Source organism: Pseudoalteromonas sp. P1-30 (assembly GCF_001400005.1).
In the GTDB taxonomy this organism is placed as follows: Bacteria; Pseudomonadota; Gammaproteobacteria; order Enterobacterales; family Alteromonadaceae; genus Pseudoalteromonas; species Pseudoalteromonas atlantica.
Window position 1 is genome coordinate 104288 of the sequence record NZ_LKBC01000013.1, and the last position, 23474, is coordinate 127761.

General features: G+C 41.0%; 13 protein-coding genes. 7 read left to right on the forward strand and 6 right to left on the reverse strand.

Annotated features, from left to right (window positions below):
- Positions 1-40: 40 nt before the first annotated feature.
- Positions 41-1606 (reverse strand): hypothetical protein, encoded by a 1566-nt coding sequence (locus AN395_RS16140; protein ID WP_157683955.1) that lies wholly within the window; start codon positions 1604-1606, stop codon positions 41-43.
- A gap of 619 nt (positions 1607-2225) precedes the next feature.
- Here AN395_RS16140 and AN395_RS16145 point away from each other — a divergent pair.
- A complete protein-coding gene (locus AN395_RS16145; RefSeq protein ID WP_054983602.1) occupies positions 2226-5675 on the forward strand; it encodes a PAS domain-containing hybrid sensor histidine kinase/response regulator in 3450 nt (1149 codons plus the stop codon).
- Between the two features lie 14 nt (positions 5676-5689).
- On the opposite strand, the gene AN395_RS16150 is transcribed toward AN395_RS16145, so the two are convergent.
- On the reverse strand, positions 5690-6352 hold the full coding sequence (locus tag AN395_RS16150; RefSeq protein WP_054983603.1) for a response regulator transcription factor: 663 nt from the start codon (positions 6350-6352) through the stop codon (positions 5690-5692).
- A gap of 102 nt (positions 6353-6454) precedes the next feature.
- Entirely contained in the window at positions 6455-8743 is a 2289-nt protein-coding gene (locus AN395_RS16155; protein ID WP_054983604.1) for a TonB-dependent receptor, read from the reverse strand.
- A 258-nt stretch (positions 8744-9001) separates the two neighbouring features.
- Here AN395_RS16155 and AN395_RS16160 point away from each other — a divergent pair, with 258 nt between their 5' ends.
- The 6 genes from AN395_RS16160 (at position 9002) to fusA (ending at position 16010) form a co-directional block, all read left to right on the forward strand.
- Positions 9002-10303 (forward strand): GntP family permease, encoded by a 1302-nt coding sequence (locus AN395_RS16160; RefSeq protein WP_028834699.1) that lies wholly within the window; start codon positions 9002-9004, stop codon positions 10301-10303.
- Positions 10304-10312: 9 nt separating this feature from the next.
- Positions 10313-11494: a homoserine O-acetyltransferase gene (locus AN395_RS16165; RefSeq protein WP_054983605.1), complete on the forward strand. Its 1182-nt coding sequence runs from the start codon at positions 10313-10315 to the stop codon at positions 11492-11494.
- A 4-nt stretch (positions 11495-11498) separates the two neighbouring features.
- Complete coding sequence (locus tag AN395_RS16170) at positions 11499-12260, forward strand: 3-hydroxybutyrate dehydrogenase (RefSeq protein WP_054983606.1); 762 nt, start codon at positions 11499-11501, stop codon at positions 12258-12260.
- A gap of 9 nt (positions 12261-12269) precedes the next feature.
- Positions 12270-12977 carry a CoA transferase subunit A gene (locus AN395_RS16175; RefSeq protein WP_054983607.1) on the forward strand — a complete coding sequence of 236 codons (708 nt, stop codon included), beginning with the start codon at positions 12270-12272 and terminating at the stop codon, positions 12975-12977.
- Between the two features lie 10 nt (positions 12978-12987).
- A complete protein-coding gene (locus tag AN395_RS16180; RefSeq protein WP_054983608.1) occupies positions 12988-13647 on the forward strand; it encodes a CoA transferase subunit B in 660 nt (219 codons plus the stop codon).
- A gap of 278 nt (positions 13648-13925) precedes the next feature.
- The gene (gene fusA, locus AN395_RS16185) at positions 13926-16010 is read left to right on the forward strand and encodes an elongation factor G (protein WP_024033968.1); all 2085 of its coding nucleotides are present in this window, start codon (positions 13926-13928) and stop codon (positions 16008-16010) included.
- An 850-nt stretch (positions 16011-16860) separates the two neighbouring features.
- Here fusA and mdoH read toward each other — a convergent pair.
- From mdoH to AN395_RS16205, 3 genes are all read right to left on the reverse strand, one after another.
- Complete coding sequence (mdoH, locus tag AN395_RS16195) at positions 16861-18822, reverse strand: glucans biosynthesis glucosyltransferase MdoH (RefSeq protein ID WP_054983609.1); 1962 nt, start codon at positions 18820-18822, stop codon at positions 16861-16863.
- Positions 18794-20413, reverse strand: coding sequence for a glucan biosynthesis protein (locus tag AN395_RS16200; RefSeq protein WP_054983610.1), 1620 nt, complete (start codon positions 20411-20413; stop codon positions 18794-18796). The genes mdoH and AN395_RS16200 overlap by 29 nt, the downstream gene beginning before the upstream one ends.
- A 324-nt stretch (positions 20414-20737) precedes the next feature.
- Positions 20738-23467, reverse strand: coding sequence for an ExeM/NucH family extracellular endonuclease (locus AN395_RS16205; RefSeq protein ID WP_054983611.1), 2730 nt, complete (start codon positions 23465-23467; stop codon positions 20738-20740).
- Positions 23468-23474 lie beyond the last annotated feature (7 nt).

Consider the following 23474-nt stretch of genomic DNA (forward strand, 5'->3'; position numbering starts at 1 on the left):
TGAGGTATATTAATAGGTAAGGCTTACTTAGTTCATATAGTTATTCATAATGAATTTTGTTAATTAAAAACTGTGCAAGTTCTAGGTTCGTGTTTGTATAATTAACAGTTACACTATTATTACCATGCCCGAAAACTTTATACTTCATCTCATTACTTTCATCCTGAAACATAGAAATCACACCATGTCTTAAACTATATAAGCTTTGAAGCTCACCTGCTTGGTTTAGAGAGGGAATATCAAATTTAACTCTGTAACGGTTAAAGTTATTTGTAAGCATGGAAGACGTAAGCGCAAATAGTGGCTCATTACTTTGAATATTAGTCCAGTAGTCTATAAATCCGCGATTAATAAATTCCTTGTGTATAGGCACTTTACGGGTTGCATTAACAGTTTTACCTTCCTTTATGTTGAAATACCATACCTGTGTATCCTCATCTTTAATGACGTCTTCTTTAATTAATGCTGCGACCTCTTTGTTCCTCATACCATGGTAAGCCATAACTAAAACAGGCCATGAATAAAGATCATCCAAATTTGAAAAACAGTGACGAACTATTTCTAATGTCTTTTCATTTGATAATGGTGTCCTTTTTAAAACCCGTTTATTTCTAGGAGTTGTAAGTTCAGCATTTTCTATAGGGTTTATGGTTATATAGTTGTTTTTAAGGCATATTTTGAAAAAGTCTTTAAGTACAACTTTCAAACTTTTTATCATTTCATAACCGTAAAGGTGTTCTTTATTTATTTCTATTTCATCTTGATCAATTATAGCAAGCCTTAACTTCCTTTCTTCATTACTACCTTTTGTACTAGAAAAGAAGCCATACTGCTTCCTCATAGCTGCACTGATATTTAATTTTGGTAAAGTAGGGTAGACAAGCCAGAACTCTTCTAAGTCATGAAAACTGATTTCATCTACATGGACTTTGTCAAAATATATAAGTATATCTTTTAGAATACCTTTATACTTATTTATAGTGCTTTTATTACTAAGGCCTGCTTTTTTATCCCAATATTCGCGTACTAAGCTTTCTAAATCAGTCACTAAAGGGGCTGTACTTTGAGTTTTCAATTTTGGCGTATCACTAGGAATTGTTGGGAGGGGTATCTCAAACTTTTTATAAAGCTCTTCTAGCTCCATTCTAAATTTAATACTGTGGTCTCTACTATTAGCAGAGGCAAGCCTTTGAGCGTGCTCCTTTAGTTGTTGGTCTAAATATGAGGCTTTTTCTTTAAAAACTGATGGGTAATCTAGAGCATCATACAGCTCTAAATTAGTTATTTCCCATTCTGCATTTTCATTGTCATATTTAGCAATATGCTCTACTGGGTGAGCTTTTTTTGAGGCTTTAATGAGTTGTTTGCTCATCCATTCTTTATAACTAATATATTTAGACTTAACTTCTTCTGGGACAGGATATCCCGTGTCCTCATACCTATAAAAACTCATTATTACAGCTTCATGTCTTTTATACCAAGTTTCATAGTAGTGCTGCGCAGTAACCGAAAACGGTTGTGTGATTGCCTTACCTAGTCTACCTAGCTCATTTGCTCTATTTGATATAAGGACTTTAATAAAGTCGTCTAATTCTTCCTTGGTCACAGCATTACCTAATATTGCTTTGCTTTTTATGAAGCATACTATATCGGAAATGTAAGCTCTACATATACTGGGGGAGTCAGTTTTAAGGCTCTTGCGGTAAAAGGATTGACCTAACCTTATATTCAAGTGATAAGTTTCGTTTCTTTTGATTGCATGCTTAATTGTGTACATTAAAAGTGTCCAAATGTGTGACACTCTTTTAGGTTTTTATATAGCTATATGAAAATATAGACATAAAAAAAGCCCGTAAGGGCTTTTTTAGTTTCATATCTACCGTCACCGATATGAGCAATGTAGCAAGTAAAATAGTAGGGCGGTTACTTATCATCAACATCAAGGGGCGTTGCGGTTCATAACAAGTAACCATAGCTGTTTACGTGCGCCACACGTTGTTTCAGGGTCGAGAAACAAATTAGTTCATTCCGTCACAAGTGGGTATGCATTCCCGTCTTGTTGATATTGATTATCAGTTAGATCTAATAAACTGTCAACACCTAAATACAAATAATTCTTATTTTGTCTTTTTGTTCATTTATAGCACTAAAGTAAGGGCTGCTTTTTGCTACACATCTCCTTATGCTAAGTTAAGTATTATAAAAATAATAACAAGAACAAAAATATGTTTTCAATTTGGTTTATTAGCCTTATTGCTGTGGTGTATCTAGGGATATTATTTGCAGTTGCGGGCTGGGCGGATAGGCGTAAGGTGCTTCCTTTCAACGGTTTAACCTACGGGCTGTCATTGGGTGTTTATTGTACCTCATGGGCTTTTTACGGCACTACAGCACAAGCGGCTAGTAATGGCTGGTGGTTGGCGCCTACCTATGCGGGCACGATTATATTATTTATTTTTTGCTGGCAGCTGTATTGTCGTATTGCGCATATTTGTCGACAGCAAAAGCTTACCTCTATGGCTGACTTTATTGCTACTCGCTATGGGCAGTCGTCGAGTTTGTCAGGGCTTATCTCACTTATTTCAGTGATAGCAATTGTACCGTATATTTCTTTACAACTTAGTGCGACCGCACAAAGTATTAATTTACTCACCGACCGAGCCCCCACTCAAAGTAACCAAGTATGGGCAGATAGTACGTTTTATATTACGTTATTACTGGCTTTATTTGCTATTTTATTTGGCGCTCGCAGGCTTAAGCCCAGTGAGCATAACCCCGGGTTAATTGCCAGCATTGCCTTTGAATCAATTGTTAAGTTACTTGCCTTTATTGCGGTGGGCTTGTATGTGTGTTTTTCTATATTTGATAGCCCTATTGCTTTGTATGAACAGGCGCAAGCGCTAAACATACCAACACACGTTGCCTCGACCCAAAGCCCCGTTTATGTCTATGTTGCACATACCTTGTTGGGGATACTGGCAACGTTATGTTTGCCGCGTCAGTTTCATATGAGCTTTATTGAAAACAATAACAATAATGAATTGGCAACCGCTCGCTGGTTATTTCCGTTGTATTTATTACTTATCAACTTATTTATTTTACCTATAGCTTACGCTGGACTGGTTTATTTTAGTGATAGTAGCGTTGGTCAAGATACATTCGTATTAGCGCTGCCAATGGCGGCAGATAATAGCGGGGTAACCTTACTGGCCTTTTTAGGTGGCTTTTCAGCGGCCACAAGTATGGTGATTGTATCGGCAATTGTGCTGTCGGTGATGATCACTAATGATTTTATTAATCAGTTTATTTTGCGTCGCTCACAGTTAACGTCAAGCAGCCGAGGGTTGGATAAAAACAACTTATTGCATGCGCGTAAAATAGTGATTGTGCTGATATTATTACTCAGTTATTTCACTCATAGAGTGCTGGCAGAAACCACCACTCTTGCTACCGTTGGGCTTATGTCGTTTACCTTGGTTGCGCAATTTGCTCCAGCGATGATTATTGGTTTATGGTGGCGCCACGCATCGTGTCGTGGTGCACAGCTCGGTATTTTAAGTGGCTTTGTAATTTGGGGTTACACTTTACTGCTACCTAATTTAGCCAGTGGTTTTGGCAGCCAAAGTAGCTGGTTAATAGAAGGGCCATGGCAAGTTGCTTGGTTAGCGCCCACTAATTTACTTTCATTGAATTTAGAAAGTATTAGCCAATCATTACTGTTGTCGTTAGGGGTTAATACGTTAGTGTATTTGCTTGTACCACTATTTAGTCGTGCAACGCTTGCTGAGCGCCTGCAAAGCAATAAGTTCATATCTCAATTAAACGACTCGCGATTAAACACCACATTGCAGCCTCTCAATTATGAAGATTTAGGGGCATTATTACAGCGTTTTGCTGAAAAAGAGGCGAGCCATTCTTTAGTGCAGCAGTATTTTCCGCATGACAAAAGCCAATGGAAACGTATCGCTAATGTTGAGCTTGAGTTATTAGTTGAGCGTGAAATGTCAGCGGTTATTGGTGGTGCATCAGCACGGCTAATTTTAGATGTAGCGAAAAATGAGCAGCGCCAGCCTTTAGAGCAAGTTGCTGAGTTTGTAGATGAAGCTAGTCAAGTGCTTAAATTTAATCGTGATTTACTGCAATCTACCATTGAAAACATTCAGCAAGGTATTAGCGTAGTAGATAGTGAGTTGCGTTTGGTCGCTTGGAATCAAGGCTATAAGCACATGTTTAATTACCCCGATAGTGCTTTGTATATAGGCCGTCCCGTTGCCGATATTATTCGCTTTAACGCTGAGCGAGGCTTATTTCGTGGTGAGGATATTAATACAGAAGTCGATAAGCGTTTAGCCTATTTAATACAAGGCAGTGCGTATAAATATCAACGTGCACATAGTGATGGCCGAGTATTTGAAATGCAAGGAAATCCCTTGCCTGGTGGCGGGTTTGTAACGACCTACACAGACATAAGTGAGTTTGTAAGACAACAAAAAGCACTCACCGAAGCGAATGTTAGCCTTGAAGAAAAAGTGGCTACGCGCACTGCAGCATTAACACAGGCTAACCAAGCGCTTTCTAAAGCTAAGCAAGTAGCAGAGCAGGCAACAGTAAGTAAAACACGCTTTTTTGCAGCGGCGAGTCACGATTTATTGCAGCCATTTAATGCCGCAAGTTTATTTTGTTCGCTAATGAACGAAAAAGCCCAAGATACTGAGCTTAAAGAGCTAGCCATGAATATTAAGAATTCCTTAGCAAGTGCAGAAGAGCTGCTTTCGAGTATTTTAGAGTTAACTAAACTCGATTCAGGTTCGTTTAAAGTACAGTTAACGGAATTTAATGTGAGTAGTTTAATAGAGCCGCTGCGTAATGATTATTTAGCACTAGCCCAAGAAAAAGGCCTCGGTTTTATCGTTGAGCCGTGCGATGCGCGAATTTATACCGACAAAGCATTACTTAAGCGTGTACTAAGAAACTTACTTAGTAATGCTATACGCTACACAGAGTATGGTGAAGTACGTTTAAAAGTTTTACTTGATGAACATCATGTATCGTTTGTGATTGAAGATACAGGCATAGGTATTGCTACCAGTGATCAGCAGAGTATTTATCAAGAATTTAAGCAGCTGGGCGATAAACCTAACGCCGAGGGATTAGGATTGGGGCTTTCTATCACCAAACGTATTTGTGATTTATTAAATATTCCTTTGGTAATGGGCTCTCAGCTTAATAAAGGCACTCAATTTACTTTAACCATGCCATGCAAACCTAGTTTAAAAACACCAGCCACTGCGCATGTACCTGCCAATTCAGAAACTGAATTGGGTCGTTTATGTATTTGGCTTGTGGATAACGATCGTAATGTACTTGAAGCGCTGAAACAGTTGCTAGAAAACTGGGGCTGTGAAATTGCCACCGCCACAAACTTAGTTGAACTTGAGCAACTCAAAGCAGTAAATACACTACCACAGCTACTTATTGTTGATTATCAATTGGATGATGGTGCAACGGGGCTTGAGGTGATTGAACAAGCAGGATTAATGACGTTGCCTGCCATTGTTAATACTGCAAACCACGATGAGCAAATACGCGAGCGGGTACTCGATGCGGGTTATCCTTTATTGTATAAACCACTTAAAGCACCGGCATTAAAAAGGATGATAAAACGACTGACTTAGAGACGTACACTATATTAGCTCGCTTCTAACTTACCAACTTGAGATAACTGATTAAACAAAATGCCTGCTTGGGTGCGGTTATACACGTTGAGTTTACGCAAAATAGCCGATACATGTTGTTTTATGGTGGTTTCTTGAATCGACATTTCAAAGGCAATTTGTTTGTTCAAAAGCCCGTCGGCTATCATCGCGAGTACACGGTATTGCTGTGGTGTAAGTTTTTCAAGGTTGCGGGCAAAGCTACTTTGCTCGTCGTTAACGATCACATCAGTTAAATCAACATCTGCTGGTAACCAAGAATCGCCATTGAGTACATGTTCAATGGCTTCACTGATCACATCAAGGGATGATGACTTTGGAATATAGCCTGCAGCACCTAAGCTCATGGCTTGCTTTATAATATTAGGGGTTTCATTTGCCGATACCATAATAATTAATATATCAGGGTATTGATTTCTTAGTTGCGAGAGGGCTTGTAAACCATTGGCACCAGGAATTGTTAAATCTAAAAATATCAGCTCTATCTCGGGGTGTGATTTTAATAAGCTAAATAACCCGTCGATATCGCTGGTTTCTTTTATATATTGTTCTGGTACGGAAGTCGCTGCTGCCTGACGTAGCGCACTTCTGAATAAAGGATGGTCATCAGCAATTATGGTATTCACAGCACAAGCCATTTCAAATAGTCTCCAATGCATTAAGTTATATGTGATTTTGCGATGTGAAACAAGGTTTGTCTGTGGGGATAAACAGACAAACCTTAACGCTTAAATTAAATTTTAAAAACGATAACCCACAGTGAGTGATATCGTGCGGGGGTCACCGTAATAACCAATTAAGGTATTATCGCCACCAAGACCGGGAGTATATTTACTGGTATCAGTTGGATCTGACGGATCAGGAGCCACGAACTGATAACCTCCAATCATGTATTCTTCATCGGTTAGGTTTTTACCATAAATACCCGCACTCCAATCGCCATCTGCGCTATACCAAGTAACACCAATATTTAATAATCCGTAGGCATCTTGTGTTAAGAGGCTATCTTCTTCGAACAGTGCGTAATCACCACGGTGATAGTAATTACCATTTATAACGAAGTCGCCCATTTCTGTGTATAAACGATAGGTAGCACCTAAGTTGAAAGTTAGATCTGGGGTGTTTGAAACACTAAAGCGGTCTGATTTATCAAATGTTTCACCGGTATCTGGATTGGTATCAATTACATTTTCAAAACTACTGTCGATGTAACCTATTGACGCATCAAAAGTTAGTGCATCGCTTGCAACATAGCTAAGTTCTAATTCAACGCCATCAGATTTAGATTCGCCAATATTACCTAATCGCTGATTTAAATCAGCGGCACTGACACCGGGTAATACTGAAATATACTGACGGTCTTTATGATCAAGGGTAAATATAGTGACGTTTGCGCGTAAGTTATTATTCCATTCGCTTTTCATGCCTAGTTCTATTGAATCAACAACTTCTGGCCTTGCTGCAGGTTCTGCAGTGGTTGCGCGCGGATTAAATGTACCTGACTTAAACCCTTGCGAGTAACTAGCAAAAAACATGATGTCGTTATTATATTGATATTCAACACCCGCACGAGGCGTAAAGCGTGACCAATCTTCGCTGTCATCTAGTACCGTAGGCACTAGTTGTCCTGCTGGGCGAACATAACCCGGGATCCAACCTGATTCAGGGTAAACAATGTCAAAAATAAGACCATTATTTACAATCGCTTCTTTGCTGTCTTTGGTATAGCGCGCGCCAAGTGTCATTGACCATTTGTCATCAAAGTCATAGCTTCCTTGTATATAAGCCGCTTTACTGGTGGAATTGCTGCAACCACTTACTTCACGCGTAAGCCCTGGGGCACCTAAACTTTGACCAAGCACACCTAATATTGCTTCAAACTGGCCACACGATTCACCATCATAGTAATATAAGCCCGATACTAATTTGTAGTTATCGCCACTGTGATTTAGCTGCAACTCATGCGTGGTTTGTTCATCGTCATAAATGGCTGGAACATCAAAAATAGGCAAAGAGGTATTATCAAAGTCGATGTTAGTTGGTGAATAGCTCTCTCTTGTTGCTGCAACATATTTAATACTCGTATTGGCACTCATATCCCAACGAGCAGTTAAGCTCATACCTTCAAGCTCTACTTTGTTCCATGTAGGTAAACTAGTATAAGAGTCATACACGCTATCGGGTACAGGCGCATTCGTTAACAAGCTTGGAAGTAAGCGATATCCGCCTTTCGCGTTGGAGTCATCATCAGTTTTATCCCACGCGAAACGAAAGAATAAGTCATCAGTAGGGGTGTACTCTAACGTAACCCGTGCTGCGGTAACCTCTTTGTTATAGTTTTCGCGGTCTTGATTATCAAGCGATGACGTTAAAAATTCACCATAGCCATCACGGTTCAATGTGGCAAAACCAAAACCAACATAGAGTTTTTCGTCAATAAGTGGGAGCTGCCCAGTGATTTTTAAATCTTTTTGACTGTAGCTGCCTACGGTGCCTTGAATATTTAGTGTTGCATCTCCGCTCATTTCTTTGGTGACATATTTTACTGCACCACCAATAGTGTTTTTGCCATATAGCGTACCTTGTGGGCCACGTAACACCTCAATTTGTTGTACATCAAGTAAGTCGAGCACGGCACCTTGCGGGCGGGCGATGTATACATCATCAATGTAAATACCCACGCCAGGTTCATAGCCCCAAAGCGGGTCTTGCTGACCTACACCGCGAATAAACGCAGTGATGGTAGAGTTAGTACCTCGGCTTGATTGTAGCGTAGTGTTGGGTGAAAACTGCTGCATTTCAGTCATTACGCTGATGCCGTTTTCTGCTAACTCTTGTGCGCCAATTGAGGTTACGGCAACCGGAACTTCTTGTAAGTTTTCAACGGTTTTGCGAGCGGTTACTTCTATTCGCTCTAACTCTGCTTTTTTTACTTTAGGCGCTTCTTCAGCTGCCACACTTGTTGCGCTTAATAAGGCGAGTGAAACAGCGAGTTTAACGGATGTGATATTTTGTTTGAGCTTTATCATTGGTGTGTTCCTGTTGTTATTAGTTGATTATTTGTTTGCTCATGTCACCTGCACTTAATGTAGAAGATAGTGTTAAAAAAATGAATTAGTACCATAGTGCTATAAAGACTTAACACATTGACATATAAGGTTTTTGTGTGATTTTTATAACGTATAGTACCTTAGTGCTATGTCTTTATTTGCGCTCAGCGATAAAACTAACAACAGTTACTGTGATGTCACCTCATCTGGGTAATAACAATAATTATAGGAATGTCTATGCTGAGCATGATAGGGCTGTTAGGTGGTTTAATACTGCTAATAATTTTAACTTTGCGCGGGGTCAATTTATTTATTGCCGCGCCAATATGTGCTTTGTTGGTGGCACTAACAAGCGGGATGGCTATATTCCCGGTGACCGCCGACAGTAATTTTATTAACGCGTACATGGATGGCTTTGCTGGATTTTTAAGTGCATGGTTTTTTATGTTTTTACTGGGCTCTTTGTTCGGTAAATTTATGGAAGATACTGGCGCAGCAGACAGCGTAGCTAGTTACATTGTTGGCAAGTTAGGTATGAAGCATGCGGTGCTGGCTGTGGTGATTGCTTGCGCCGTGCTGACTTATGGCGGAGTCAGCGTATTCATTGTGGCGTTTTCGGTTTACCCGATGGCCCTAAGTTTATTTAAAGACGCCGATTTGCCGCGGCGCTTTATACCCGCAACATTAGCGTTTGGCTCAGTGACATTCACTATGACCTCTGCGGGCTCGCCTGAAATTCAAAATTGGATACCCGTAAAACATTTAGGTACCTCACCCTATGCCGCATGGGAAGTAAGCCTAGTAGTGGCCATTTTTATGGCGACGGTCGGCTACTTTTGGCTAAATAAAATGATTAAAAAGGCGGTTGCCAAAGGTGAGCGTTTTGATGCTAGAGAAGACGACCCAATTATTTTAGAGCGTGAACGCCCCCACCCAATCACCGGCGTAATTCCTTTGCTGGTGGTGCTACTCTTATCATTTATGTTGCATGATGTTTTACAGCAAACCGCACTAATTGTGGCGTTGCTTGGTGGTGTCTTAAGTATTGTGGTCATCAATTATAAGTATTTTCATAACATGGCAAATGCCATCAATATGGGTACCACTGGCGCCTTAGTTGCTATAGGTAACACTGCAGCTGTAGTTGGGTTTGGCGCTGTGGCTAAAGTATCACCGGCGTTTATTGCAGCTGTTGATGCTATGACTCATATGCCAGGTAATGAGTTAGTGGGGGCTGCTGTTGCCGTGAGCGTAATTGCCGGATTAACGGGTTCAGCATCCGGCGGGCAAGCGATTGCACTACCGCTTGTGGCTCCTGGATATTTGGATATGGGGGTTAATCCAGAGCAATTACACAGAGTGGTTGCTATTAGTTCTGGTGCATTAGACAGCCTGCCACATAATGGTTACGTGGTCACAACTATACGTGCCATTTGTAAAGAAACACATCAACGCGCTTATTGGCCATTAGCCGCATTGACGGTGGTTATCCCATTGGTTGGGGTGGCTCTTGCGCTGAGCTTATTCATCACTTTTTAAGGAATTGCAATGAAAAAAATATTAATAATAGGGTTGCTGTTTTTATTTAGTAGTACGGTGTTTGGCGCTGATAAAGCAGAGCCGTTGCTAGTAGAAAAGCAACATTTCAGCACAGAAAACTTCACAACGGTTTCAGGCACAACGTTGCCACAGGTGGATATTGGTTGGGAAAGTTATGGTGAGCTTAACGAGGCCAAAGATAATGTAATCTTGATCACTCATTATTTTTCAGGAACCTCTCATGCAGCAGGTAAATATTCAGCCGACGACGCCGTAGCAGGGTACTGGGATGCGTTAATTGGCCCAGGAAAAGCCATAGATACTAACAAGTATTTTGTGATCAGCTCTGACACCTTAGTCAATGCTAATTGGCATGACCCACACGTAATCACTACGGGCCCTGCATCAATTAACCCTGCGACAGGTAAACCTTATGGCTTGGATTTTCCAGTGGTCACTATTACTGATTTTGTTAACGTACAAAAACGCCTAATAGAGAGCTTAGGTATTACTAAATTACATGCCGTGATGGGCGCATCTATGGGCTCTTTTCAAGCTCTTGAGTGGGCAACGCGTTATCCAGATCAGGTTGAACGCCTAATCCATGTTATTGGTGCAGCAACCATGGATGCATGGACTGTCGCTGCGCTTGAAAAATGGGCACTACCCATTCGTTTAGATAAAAACTGGCAGCAAGGTAATTACTACGACAAGGAGCGCCCAATAGATGGACTGGCTGCAACCATGCTTAATATTACCCAGGATGCGATGCATCCAATTATTTATAACGCTAGCTTCCCTGACTTTAACGTACTTGATGAAGGCGCTTTAAAAGACATTCGTACCTTGCCTAAATTAAACCAAGTACTAGCACAGCGTGCAATGGCGCGTGCAAAAACCCAAGATGCAAATCATGTATTGTATTTGGTACGGGCATCACAATTGTTTACTGCCGGTATGGAAGGCAACTTAAGCGCAGCACTTAAAAAAATTAGCGCTAAAACACTGTTATTGCCTGCAACCAATGATTTACTGCTACGCCCTGAAAATATGCGCACTGTATATGAGTCAATGAAGTCGCTGGGGAAAGAGGTTCAGCTTTCTGAAATTGAAGGCGGCTGGGGGCACCTCGATGGAATTTTTTCAATCTCGCCTAAAGCGCAGCTGATCAGTGAATTTTTAGAGGAGTAGCAGTATGAGTAAAAACGTATTAATCACCGGCGCGGCTAGTGGTATAGGGCTACACATTGCTGAGCAACTAGCCCGAGCTGGACATAGCATTATTGTGACCGACCTTAATGAACAGGTAGCTCAACAAGCCGCGCAAAAAATTATTGAACAGGGCGGTACTGCTCAGGGCTATGCATTGAATGTGGCAGATAGCCAAGCGATTGAAGTTTTTTTTAGCACCTTTACGCTAGCTGTGGATGTATTAATTAATAATGCAGGGATACAGCATGTAGCTAAATTAGAAGATTTTCCTGCAGATAAGTGGCTGCTTTTACAGCAAGTGATGTTGGTAGGCCCGGCAATGATGAGTAAAGCGGTACTGCCACGCATGCGTGAGCAAGATTTTGGCCGCATCATTAATATAGGTTCTATTCACGCTATGGTGGCCTCTAAGTATAAATCTGCTTATATCGCCGCGAAGCATGGCTTAATTGGCTTTGCTAAAACCATGGCATTAGAAACAGGTGATGCCAATATTACTATTAATACAGTATGTCCAGCGTATGTAAAAACGCCATTAGTGGAGCAGCAAATTGTCGCACAAGCTAAAGAGCATGGTATTTCTGAGCAACAAGTAATTGACACCGTTATGCTGGCACCCATGCCGAAAAAGGCATTTATCGGCTTAGACGAAATCTTGCATACCGTGAGTTTTTTAATGGCAGATGCTGCACGCAACATAACCGCTCAAGCAATCGCCATTGATGGCGGTTGGACTGCACAATAGGGGGAGCCAATGGCAGGTTTTGATAAAGTAGTAACAAGCTACAGTGACGCTATGACAGGGCTTGAAGATGGCATGACCGTGATTGCTGGTGGTTTTGGCTTGTGTGGTATTCCTGAAGGCTTGATTGCACAAATTAAATGTCAGGGGACACGTAATTTGACTGTAGTGTCTAATAATTGTGGTGTTGATGGTTTTGGGCTTGGACTACTACTTGAAGATAAACAAATTAGTAAAATGGTCGCTTCTTACGTCGGTGAAAATGCACTTTTCGAGCAACAATTACTTAGTGGCGAGTTAGATGTTGAACTAACGCCACAAGGGACACTAGCCGAAAAAATGCGCGCAGGCGGCGCCGGAATTCCAGCATTTTATACCGCAACGGGTGTCGGTACGCCTGTGGCTGAAGGTAAAGAAACCCGTTCAATCAAGGGGCGAGAATATTTATTAGAGCCCAGTATAATCGGTGACTTTGCCATTGTTAAAGCGTGGAAAGCGGATCGTTATGGAAATTGCATTTATCGTCATACAGCGATGAACTTTAATCCTATGGCAGCCACCGCTGGTAAAATTACCGTATTAGAGGTTGAAGAAATTGTCGAGCCCGGAGAGATTGAGCCAAGTCAAATTCATACGCCAGGTATTTATATCGATCGCGTTATTAAAGGTGAGTTTGAAAAGCGTATTGAAAAAATCACCACTCGAGCGGCAAAGTTCTAAGGAGCACATAATGGCATTAACACGAGAGCAAATAGCAAAACGCGTGGCAATGGAATTACAAGATGGCTACTACGTTAATTTAGGAATAGGGATACCTACATTGGTGGCCAATTATATACCTAAGGGCATTGAGGTAATGCTGCAATCAGAAAATGGGTTACTGGGCATGGGGCCCTATCCTAGCGCTGAAAATGTAGATGCCGATATGATCAACGCAGGAAAAGAAACAGTAACCGCAGCTACGGGTGCCGCTATTTTTAGTTCTGCTGAAAGCTTTGCCATGATCCGCGGAGGTCATGTTGATTTAACTGTACTCGGTGCCTTTGAAGTGGACCAAAGCGGTAACATTGCCAGTTGGATGATCCCTAATAAATTGGTCAAAGGTATGGGCGGGGCGATGGATTTAGTGGCTGGGGCAAAAAACATTATTTGCATTATGACTCACGCTAATAAACATGGTGAGTCAAAATTATTGAGCGAATGCAGCCTGCCGCTAACTGGTGTTTCCTGTATCAATAAAGTTATTACGGATTTAGCTTTATTAGAAATTAAAGACGGCGCTTTTCATTTGTTAGAATGCGCACCAGGGGTGAGTGTTGATGAAGTTAAAGCTAAAACAGTGGGTAATTTAGTTATTAGCGACAAGGTCAAAACCATGAGCTTTGAGTAATTTTACTAGAAAAGTGCATGAGGCAAAATAAATTGTATTTGCTTCATGTCATCACTCAATTGCGCTTTTAATGTTCAATAATAACGCTGTTGAAGACTTAACTCTTTTAAATACAGCTTATAACATGCCCCTTTTAAGTCCATCTCATACCTCAAAATATCTTTGAAGTAAGTTTTTTATAAATTGATTGCATTTTAAGCGACTTGTATGGTGATGTTCGCTTTAAGTAATGCTATACTCCCGCCGAATAATTTATCGACTTTATTAAGAGTAAAATAATGGCAGATTTATCGAAGTACAGAAACATTGGTATTTTCGCGCACGTTGATGCGGGTAAAACCACTACTACTGAGCGTATCCTGAAGCTTACAGGTACTATCCATAAAACAGGTGAGGTTCATGATGGTGAATCTACTACTGACTTCATGGATCAAGAAGCTGAGCGCGGTATTACTATCCAGTCTGCGGCAGTAAGCTGTTTCTGGAAAGATCACCGTTTCAACGTTATCGATACTCCTGGACACGTTGACTTCACAGTTGAAGTTTACCGTTCACTTAAAGTATTAGACGGCGGTGTTGGTGTATTCTGTGGTTCTGGTGGTGTTGAGCCACAATCAGAAACTAACTGGCGTTACGCTAACGAATCAGAAGTTGCACGTATTATCTTCGTAAACAAATTAGACCGTATGGGTGCTGATTTTTACCGTGTAACTGAGCAAGTACGTAAAGTACTTGGTGCTGTACCACTAGTTATGACTTTACCAATCGGTATTGAAGATGACTTCGTTGGTGTTGTAGACGTTCTTACTAAAAAAGCATACGTTTGGGATGACACTGGTCTTCCTGAAAACTACGAAATCACAGACGTTCCTGCAGACATGGTTGACAAAGTTGACGAATACCATGAAATGCTTATCGAAACTGCTGTAGAGCAAGACGATGACCTAATGGAAGCGTACATGGAAGGTGAAGTACCTTCTTTAGAAGATATCAAGCGTTGTATCCGTAAAGGTACTCGTGACCTTGCTTTCTTCCCTACATTCTGTGGTTCTGCATTCAAAAACAAAGGTGTTCAACTAGTACTTGACGCTGTTGTTGATTACTTACCATCTCCTACAGAAGTTGACCCTCAACCTCTTATGGATGAAGAAGGTAACGAAACTGGCGAGCATGCAATCGTATCTGCTGATGAGTCTTTCAAAGCATTAGCATTTAAGATCATGGATGACCGTTTTGGTGCATTAACATTCGTACGTATTTACTCAGGTAAACTTAACAAGGGTGACACTATCCTTAACTCGTTTACTGGTAAAACAGAGCGTGTTGGCCGTATGGTTGAGATGCAAGCTGACGAACGTAAAGAGCTAACTAGCGCACAAGCTGGTGACATCATTGCAATCGTAGGTATGAAAAACGTTCAAACTGGTCACACTCTATGTGATCCGAAAGACAAAGTAACTCTAGAGCCAATGGTATTCCCAACTCCAGTAATCTCGATTGCTGTACAGCCTAAAGATAAAGGCGGTAATGAGAAAATGGGTATTGCTATCGGTAAAATGGTTGCAGAAGATCCGTCTTTCCAAGTTGAGACTGATGAAGATTCAGGCGAAACTATCCTTAAAGGTATGGGTGAGCTTCACTTAGATATCAAAGTAGATATCCTTAAGCGTACTTACGGCGTAGACCTTATTGTTGGTCAACCACAGGTTGCTTACCGTGAAACTATCACTCGTGAAATCGAAGATAGCTACACGCATAAGAAACAATCTGGTGGTTCTGGTCAGTTCGGTAAAATTGATTACCGTATCAAGCCAGGCGAAGCGAATTCAGGCTTCACGTTCACTTCATCAGTTGTTGGTGGTAACGTACCGAAAGAATTCTGGCCTGCAGTTGAGAAAGGCTTCAAGTCAATGATGAACGAAGGTGTTCTAGCTGGCTTCCCAGTACTTGACGTTGAAGTAGAGCTTTTCGACGGTGGCTTCCACGCCGTGGATTCATCTGCAATCGCATTCGAAATCGCTGCTAAAGGCGCTTTCCGTCAATCGATCCCTAAAGCGGGCGCACAACTTCTTGAGCCAATCATGAAAGTTGACGTGTTCACTCCAGAAGATCACGTTGGTGACGTAATCGGTGACCTTAACCGTCGTCGTGGTATGCTAAGCGACCAAGAAGCTGGTTTAACTGGCGTTCGCATTAAAGCTGACGTTCCGTTATCAGAAATGTTTGGTTACATCGGTTCACTACGTACAATGACATCAGGTCGTGGTCAGTTCTCTATGGAGTTCTCACACTACGCAGCATGTCCACAAAACGTGGCTGACACTGTAATCGCTGCAGAAAAAGAGAAAAAAGCAGCTAAGTAATTAGCTCTGTAACTCTTTAAAAAAACCCGCACATGTTGCGGGTTTTTTATTGCCTACAGTTGTAGTTTTTTAGTATTGGGTTTGGCTTATTTAATAGTCTTATATGATTAGTTAATGAAGTGCCTTATTTATAAACTTATTATGCTTTAACGTAAGTTGCTGTAATAGAAGTAGTATTTTTCATTGATTATAACTTGATGTATTTACTTAGACTTATTGCCGTGTGCAAGTGTCTACTGTAGAATACTGGCACTTTTAGATTAGTAATCTAAAAGTTGATAAGGAAGTCTCCGAAGAAGAGACGTTTACTATATTTCATTTTATATAAGACGTAAATTCATGAACTCGATAAAACTTACCCCTAACTGGCCGCTGCAATTTACAAAGTGTGCTGCGGTACTCGTACTTTTGTTTGTTATAAAAAGTGTGTTTGCAATTACTCTAAAAGCGGCTTTTCTATTATTATTACCGTTAATAGGAGTAATAATAATCTTTAATTTTATCCACCTTCGATTCTTACACTGTTACCAAGCAGGTATAAACTATACTCGCTTTATGCGCGAACAATATATAAATAGCGAAGAAATAAAGTCTATTTCATTTAAATCATTATTTATTTGTACCATATTTAAGGTTGAGCTAGAAAATGGTAAAAATTACCATTTTTATAATTGGCGATTATCAGCCGATGAAAAAGCGAATATAGTTAGGTTATATAAAAATAAGGTAGATTGTAAAGTCGACTATATTAGCTCATGCAGAGCGTGAGGTTAGCCTTTGTATAATTGGCATTTTATAAATAAAAAGGAGCAATCATGCTCCTTTTTGTATTTAGTGCGTGCCCATTGCGCTAATTAAACTTCTTAATTGCTTTAGCTCTTAGCGCTTTCATCTTTGGCAAGCGAGGCTTATTAAAGCTTTGTATTGGCATAACCACTAAATGCTCTTGTGGCAGGGCTGGCACCGTTTTAGGGTATTGCCCAGGCTCTGGTACCGAAATCTCTTTTAAATGCACTTTAAGGTTGTTTAGCATAGGGTCGTTATCAACTTCGCTAGGGCAAATAAATATTCCCATTTTACGCAGTTGCACACCTAACTTAATGCTACTGGTGTAGCGTATTATTGGCGCTCCAAGTAATAGACCGAGTAATATAGGCGATAACCACCAAAAGAACACTGGCGTAAAGTAATAGGCTGTAGCACCCCATACTATGGCAACCAAGGTAGAAAATAGTGTGTAATTAAACGCTTCTTTCCACGGTACCATGCGGCCTTCGCGCGGTTGTGCATCCCACTTAACTTTTTTACCCAAAAATACACACACTACAAAGTAAGCATGAAACACCATCATAAGTGGTGCCACAATAATGGCAAATACAGTCTCTATTATTGAGCCTAATATTAATTTAAACGAGCCGCCAAAGCGCTTATTTCTGTGCACTAACGTGACAATTACACCCATTAATTTAGGCACCAATAATATAATAATGGTTAAATAAAGTAGTGAATCAATAAGGTCTGTTTTAGCTATTTGCCACGTTGGGAATAACTGATAAACCCGATTAAAGTACACATCGCTATTTAATGCACGCGTTACCGCATCTATGGTGCTTAGTGCCAGCATAGATAACCAAATAAGCGATGAAATATAAGCGGTTGCGCCTAATAAAAAGTGAAACTTACTCATTAACTTTAATTTAGACGAGCCTAATAAGCCAAGATGCTGAATGTTACCTTGCACCCAACGTCTGTCGCGTATGGCATAATCTAAAATGTTACTTGGTACTTCTTCGTAGCTACCTTCAATATCGCTAAGTAATAAAACATCCCAGCCTGCACTGTGCAGTAGTGAAGCTTCTACAAAGTCATGACTTAAAATTTCGCCACCAAAGGGGGCATTGCCTTCAAGCGTAGGTAAACCACAATAGTTAATAAATGCTTCAACACGAATAATGGCATTGTGGCCCCAATAATTAGCTTTGTCGGTTTGCCAAAAAGCAGAACCCGTTGCCAGCATTGGGCTGTAAAGCACAGAGGCAAATTGTAAAAAACGACCAAAGTAGGTGTCTTGACGAACTGGAATAGGAATAGTTTGAATTAAGCCAGCTTGCGGGTTGTTGATCATGCTTGTGGTCAGCTCTAGCATACATTTACCCGTCATTACGCTGTCGGCATCAAGTACAATCATGTGATCGTATTGGCTGCCCCAGCGCTCGCAAAAGTCGGTTAAGTTACCTACTTTACGGTGTTTATTATCTTCGCGGCGACGATAGAAAACCTGTTTTGCAGTATCGCCTAAACGCTCACATAAAGCATGCCATGCGCTTAGCTCGTTTTGTGCTATTTCAGGGTCTTGCGTGTCGCTAAGTAAATAAAAGTCAAAATTGGCAAGTTGCCCAGTCTCTTTTAGCGATTGTAAGCTCACTTCAAAGCCGGCAATAACACGGTGCGTGTCTTCGTTATAAATAGGCATAACTACCGCGGTTTTTTGTTGTGCAAGCGCGGCATTGTCAAACTCAATAGGCTTAATGCGTCTTAGGGTGAGCGGGTCAATACGAAATAATTGCAGTACAAATCCTATCGTGCCGCTACAAAATGCCGTAACAATCCATGCAAAGGTTATTGAAAATAAAACCAATAGCGCGTATTCAAGCAAGGTCATTCCGTTTGAGCTTAAAATTTCAAACATAATGGAGATGCCGTACCCTGAAACAGTGAGTGCAGCAATAGCAAATAACCATACGCGCAGTGTTTTGAATGGCATTGGTGTGCCCTTTCCTTTATTACTTGATGTCATTTGGGTACCAAACATAGCTCCATACCTCACTAATTTCTTTATCACGAAGTTTTAACGATAAACGCATATCTACGGGTTGATCGTCCTGTGGTGCAATTTTAAACGCTACTCGCCAACCAAGAGATTTAGGAAGTTTTTGCACTGTTACATCCCTTACTTCACCTGTTGTAAGCTGAATGTCGGCTTCAAGTGTTAGCTTTTCAGACAGGTTGTTTAAATCGGGGCCTGCAAAGTCAACGGTAAACTGGCGATGGCTTTGCGGTGGTGGATTATCTTCACCTGGCAGCGCTGCGCTACCAATACGTGTGCGTGTTACACGCGCCTTTTGGTGTTGAGTTAAATGGGCGTTAAAGGTGCTCATTTTGTAGCTTAGCTTTAATGAATCACCAGCTTTCATTGGCTTTTCAGGCACCCAGTAACTCACTATATTGTCGTTCGTTTCAGTGTCTGTTGGTATTTCTACTAGCTCAACTCGGCCATTTCCCCATTCACCTTTTGGCTCTATCCACAGGCTTGGACGGTCGTGGTAGTGCGCTTCAGTGTCTAGGTAATTGTTAAAGTCACGGTCACGCTGTGCTAAACCAAACCCTTTAGGGTTGGTGTACGAAAACGACGTAACGCTTAACTGTGTTGGGTTGTTAAGCGGGCGCCATACCCATTTGTTATCAGCTGACTGTGTTAACAAGCCGTCTGAGTCATGTACTTCTGGGCGGTAGTCATCAAAAAACTTAGTGCTGTTTTCACCGTGGTAAAACATACTTGTTAAAGGGGCTACGCCTAGCTTTTTAATATCTTTACGGGCAAAAATTTGCATATCAACATCAACTAACATGCTGGTTGTTGGGTCAATATCAAATTTGTAAGCGCCTGATACCGAAGGGCTATCAAGCAATGCAAAAATAGTGATGTTAGTTTGCTCAGCCTGGGGCTTAACAAGCCAAAACTCTTTAAACATAGGGAACTCTTCACCCGATGTTTCGGCGGTATCGATTGCTAATCCGCGTGCTGATAAACCATATACTTGATTAGGACCAACAACTCTAAAATAAGAGGCCCCTTGAAACACCATTACCTCATCTTTGTATTCGTTTGTGTTAATTGGGTAATGTAAGCGAAAGCCTGCATGGCCTAGTTGTGTGCCGGCTACGCTTTTTGCTATTTCGTCTTTTAAAGGGGCGGCTGTGCCATCGTATTGATAAAAATCGGTACTAAAAGGTAGGCGATTACGTTTTGAGTCGCCTTCTACGGTATTAATTGTTACCGGTGTTTTATATAAAAAACCAGGGTGAAAGAGTTGTAGCTCATACAGGCCTTCATCTTTCCACACTGATTTGTCCTGCTTAAATCGAATTGAGCGGTAATCTTGGTAATCAATGTTATTTAATGCTTCTAGCTCTATATTTTTTGGAGGTGCATATTCTTGTTCGGCTAGTTTTTTAGCGCGGGCGCTTATTACTTCAAATAGGCTTTCTTGCGGAATTGCTGCATCAACACTTGCTGCTATTGCCTGCGTGCTATAGCCCCAGCCAGAAAAAATAAAAAGTAGACCCAATAATGGCGTTGCTTTTTTCTGCCAAGTAGGAGGTGTTTGGGTTAATTGTTTCATTTCCATTCCTTTATAAAAACACGACTTATTTTTACGCTTAGGGTTTGTTACTTAACTACTACACAAGGGTGACGAACTTATAGTGCAACTTTTAATCCGTAAATAAAGTGTTTACATTTCAACAGTTAAATTTATTAAAAAGGGTTTTAACTACGGCTTATGTGTAAAAAATACTCATTTAATGTATTTGTTGCGCGGCTAATTCTATTAATAGTTAATAAACGGTATGGAAGATATTAAGGGTTGTTTACTGAAGCTTGTCTGAATTACATTTTTATAAGCATAAAAAAAGCCGCAAAATGCGGCTTTAAAACAAATCACTCGTTATTTTTTCTTAAATCTGCGCACTAATGAAAGTGGTGCTAATAAAAGAGATAACCAAAGCAATGAGCCTGAGTCGTTATCGTCATCACCACGTAGGTTGTTTACTCTTACTACAACCGTTTGTGCTTCAGATACGTTACCTACACTATCCTCTGCTTGTACTGTAAGGGTAATACGATTTTCAAACTCGTAGTCTACTTCGCTTGCAACAATTAACTGACCTTGCTCGTTAATTGATACAGAATCGTTACCTGATACGATAAATTTAACCACAGGTGATACATCAGCGTTAGGGTCACTAAAATCAAGTGTGCCAATCACAGTGCCTACAGCGCTGTTTTCATCTACTGTGAATATTTGATCAGGTGCAATTACCGGTGTTTGCTCTTCAGGGGTAAGTACTACTTCAGATTTTATATCAACAATAACTGGGTCGTGATCAGATGCACGGTATGGCCCTTCTGCGTATAGCGTAGATTGATGACCTTCGCTTTTATACTCTAGGTTGTAATCAAGCACGATAGGCTCATCAGCATTGATATGCCAATCATTTGCTGCAACAACTTTGCTTAGTAAAGACTCGGTTGCTAAAGCATGGTCAAGGCTACCTGCACGACCAGAGAAGCTATAAGAGTAGCTTAGTGTATCGCCATCAAGCTCTGCGACTACGTTTTTATAGCCTTTTTCATCAAACTTACGGATTGGATCTTCCATTGCATAAGCGTTCATATCACCAACAAGAATGATATCTTCGTCATCTACGCCAGTAGGTTTGTTGTCTAACCAATCAGTAAACGCATCAGCAGCTTCGGTACGAATTTCATTCCAACAGCCTTGGCCATCACCTAGGTCGTCGTTGTTATCATCACCACAGCTCCCTTTAGATTTAAGGTGGGCTACAGAAACAGTAAATACTTCATCTGTTGAAAGTGACTTAAAGCTTTGTGCAATTGGGGCACGGTTGCTGTAATCAAACGGGTAATCAGTAGTAATAGCGGCTGTGCCTACTTCTTCTACTTTATCTGCGCGGTAAATAAGGGCAGTGGTGATTTCGTCGGTACCAATTTGGGCTACGTTAAAATCTACAAACGCGTAGTTGTTAGCGCTGTCAGCATCGTTTAATGCATTTACTAAACTTGCTATAGCACTGAACTCACCAAAGCCATCATTTTCAATTTCCATTAAGCCAACAACATCAGCTTGCATTGCACTAATAGCACTTACAAGTTTTGCTTCTTGACGTACAAACTCTTCTTCTGAGTCTGCACCACGGCTAGTAGGGAAACCACCGCCTTGGCCATCACCGTTAAAGTAGTTAAGTACGTTAAAGCTGGCGATTCGTAAATCGGCTTCTTCACTTTGCTCAGGCGCATCTTCACGCGCATTAGTCGCTATAAACTGTGGTGTAACTGTTGGGTGAATGCGATACGTGCTAAAGCTGTATGTAACTACCCCTGTTACCGCATTTACAGTATCGCCGGTACGTAGAGTATTTTCTGCCGATAGGCCTGGCGCTGGGTAAGCCGTTGGATCTGAGTTTTGAGCTGTAGAGCCATCATCTAATAAGATTTTTTTAGTCAAGTTAGCCGCTTCAACAGCATTGGCTGCATCACCTGGCAATGCAACTTGAGTACCTTGGTATAAACGCTCAGTGGCTAGCTCTACTTCACCATAGCGACCTAAGCTGTAGTTGTTAGTAACTACAAGTGTTTGATCTAGGCTTACTAGCATACCTTCATAAGCTTCTAGGTCAGCTTGGCTCTCTAAAGGTAAGCTTATTGAGGTTGCAGAGGCCACTTCGTCAGTACCACATACTGCAATTTGTGTTACATCTGCAAGTTGTGTTGAATCATAGTATTCATCAACCGTACCCTGTACGCGCACGTGGTCACCTACATTTACATCGGTATCAGTAAAGTATACAAATAGACCTTCAGAGGTCATTGGGTCGTTATCTACATCTGCAGCAAGGGAGGTCACAAAGAAACCATCTAAGCCATCTTCACCTTGAAAATCGGCAGTGACAATACCTTCAATTTCAACAAGGGTATCTACTAACGGGCTTGCTTCACCAGAACCTTGCACAGCGCTAATTAGCGTTTTATCTGCACCACATACAAGCGGTTCTAATGGTTCTGGCTCAGGGTCTGGCGCAGGAGCCGTACCACCATCGCCAGCATGCGAGCCTAAGCCGTCAAAGGTGTCAATATCAAACTGTTCCCATTCATCGCTAGGATTAAAAGTTGCAGTTGAGTCAGTTCGACCCGTTGTGATGCTATTTTTTCTTCGTAAGGTTTTATTTTGAGTTTGTACGGTATCATCAGACCAAAAAGAGCCAGGATCAACACCCACTTGGCCAAAGCTATCAACCACCACACCATCTTTAGTTAAAACAAGGGCATCGTCACCGTTGTAGTAAGTTACTGTGCTGGTTTCATCTGCAATATCAAGAATGGCAGCGTCAGCACTAGGGTTTGAAATTATATAGGTGGTATTGGCAGCCAATGTGCCTGATAAATCAATTGAGTTACCTACCGAACTACTACCATTTGAATAAAGTCCTAAAGTATAACCTTCAAGAGAAAGCTCTGTATCAGCATTGTTATAAAGCTCAATCGCTTTATTGTTGCTGCTGCCTTCGATGTATTCAGAAATGATTAGATCGGCGGAGGCTGGTGCACTGAGGCTTGCTAATACAAGCGCCAGTGGCGTTATTTTCGTTTTTAACATTTTTTAT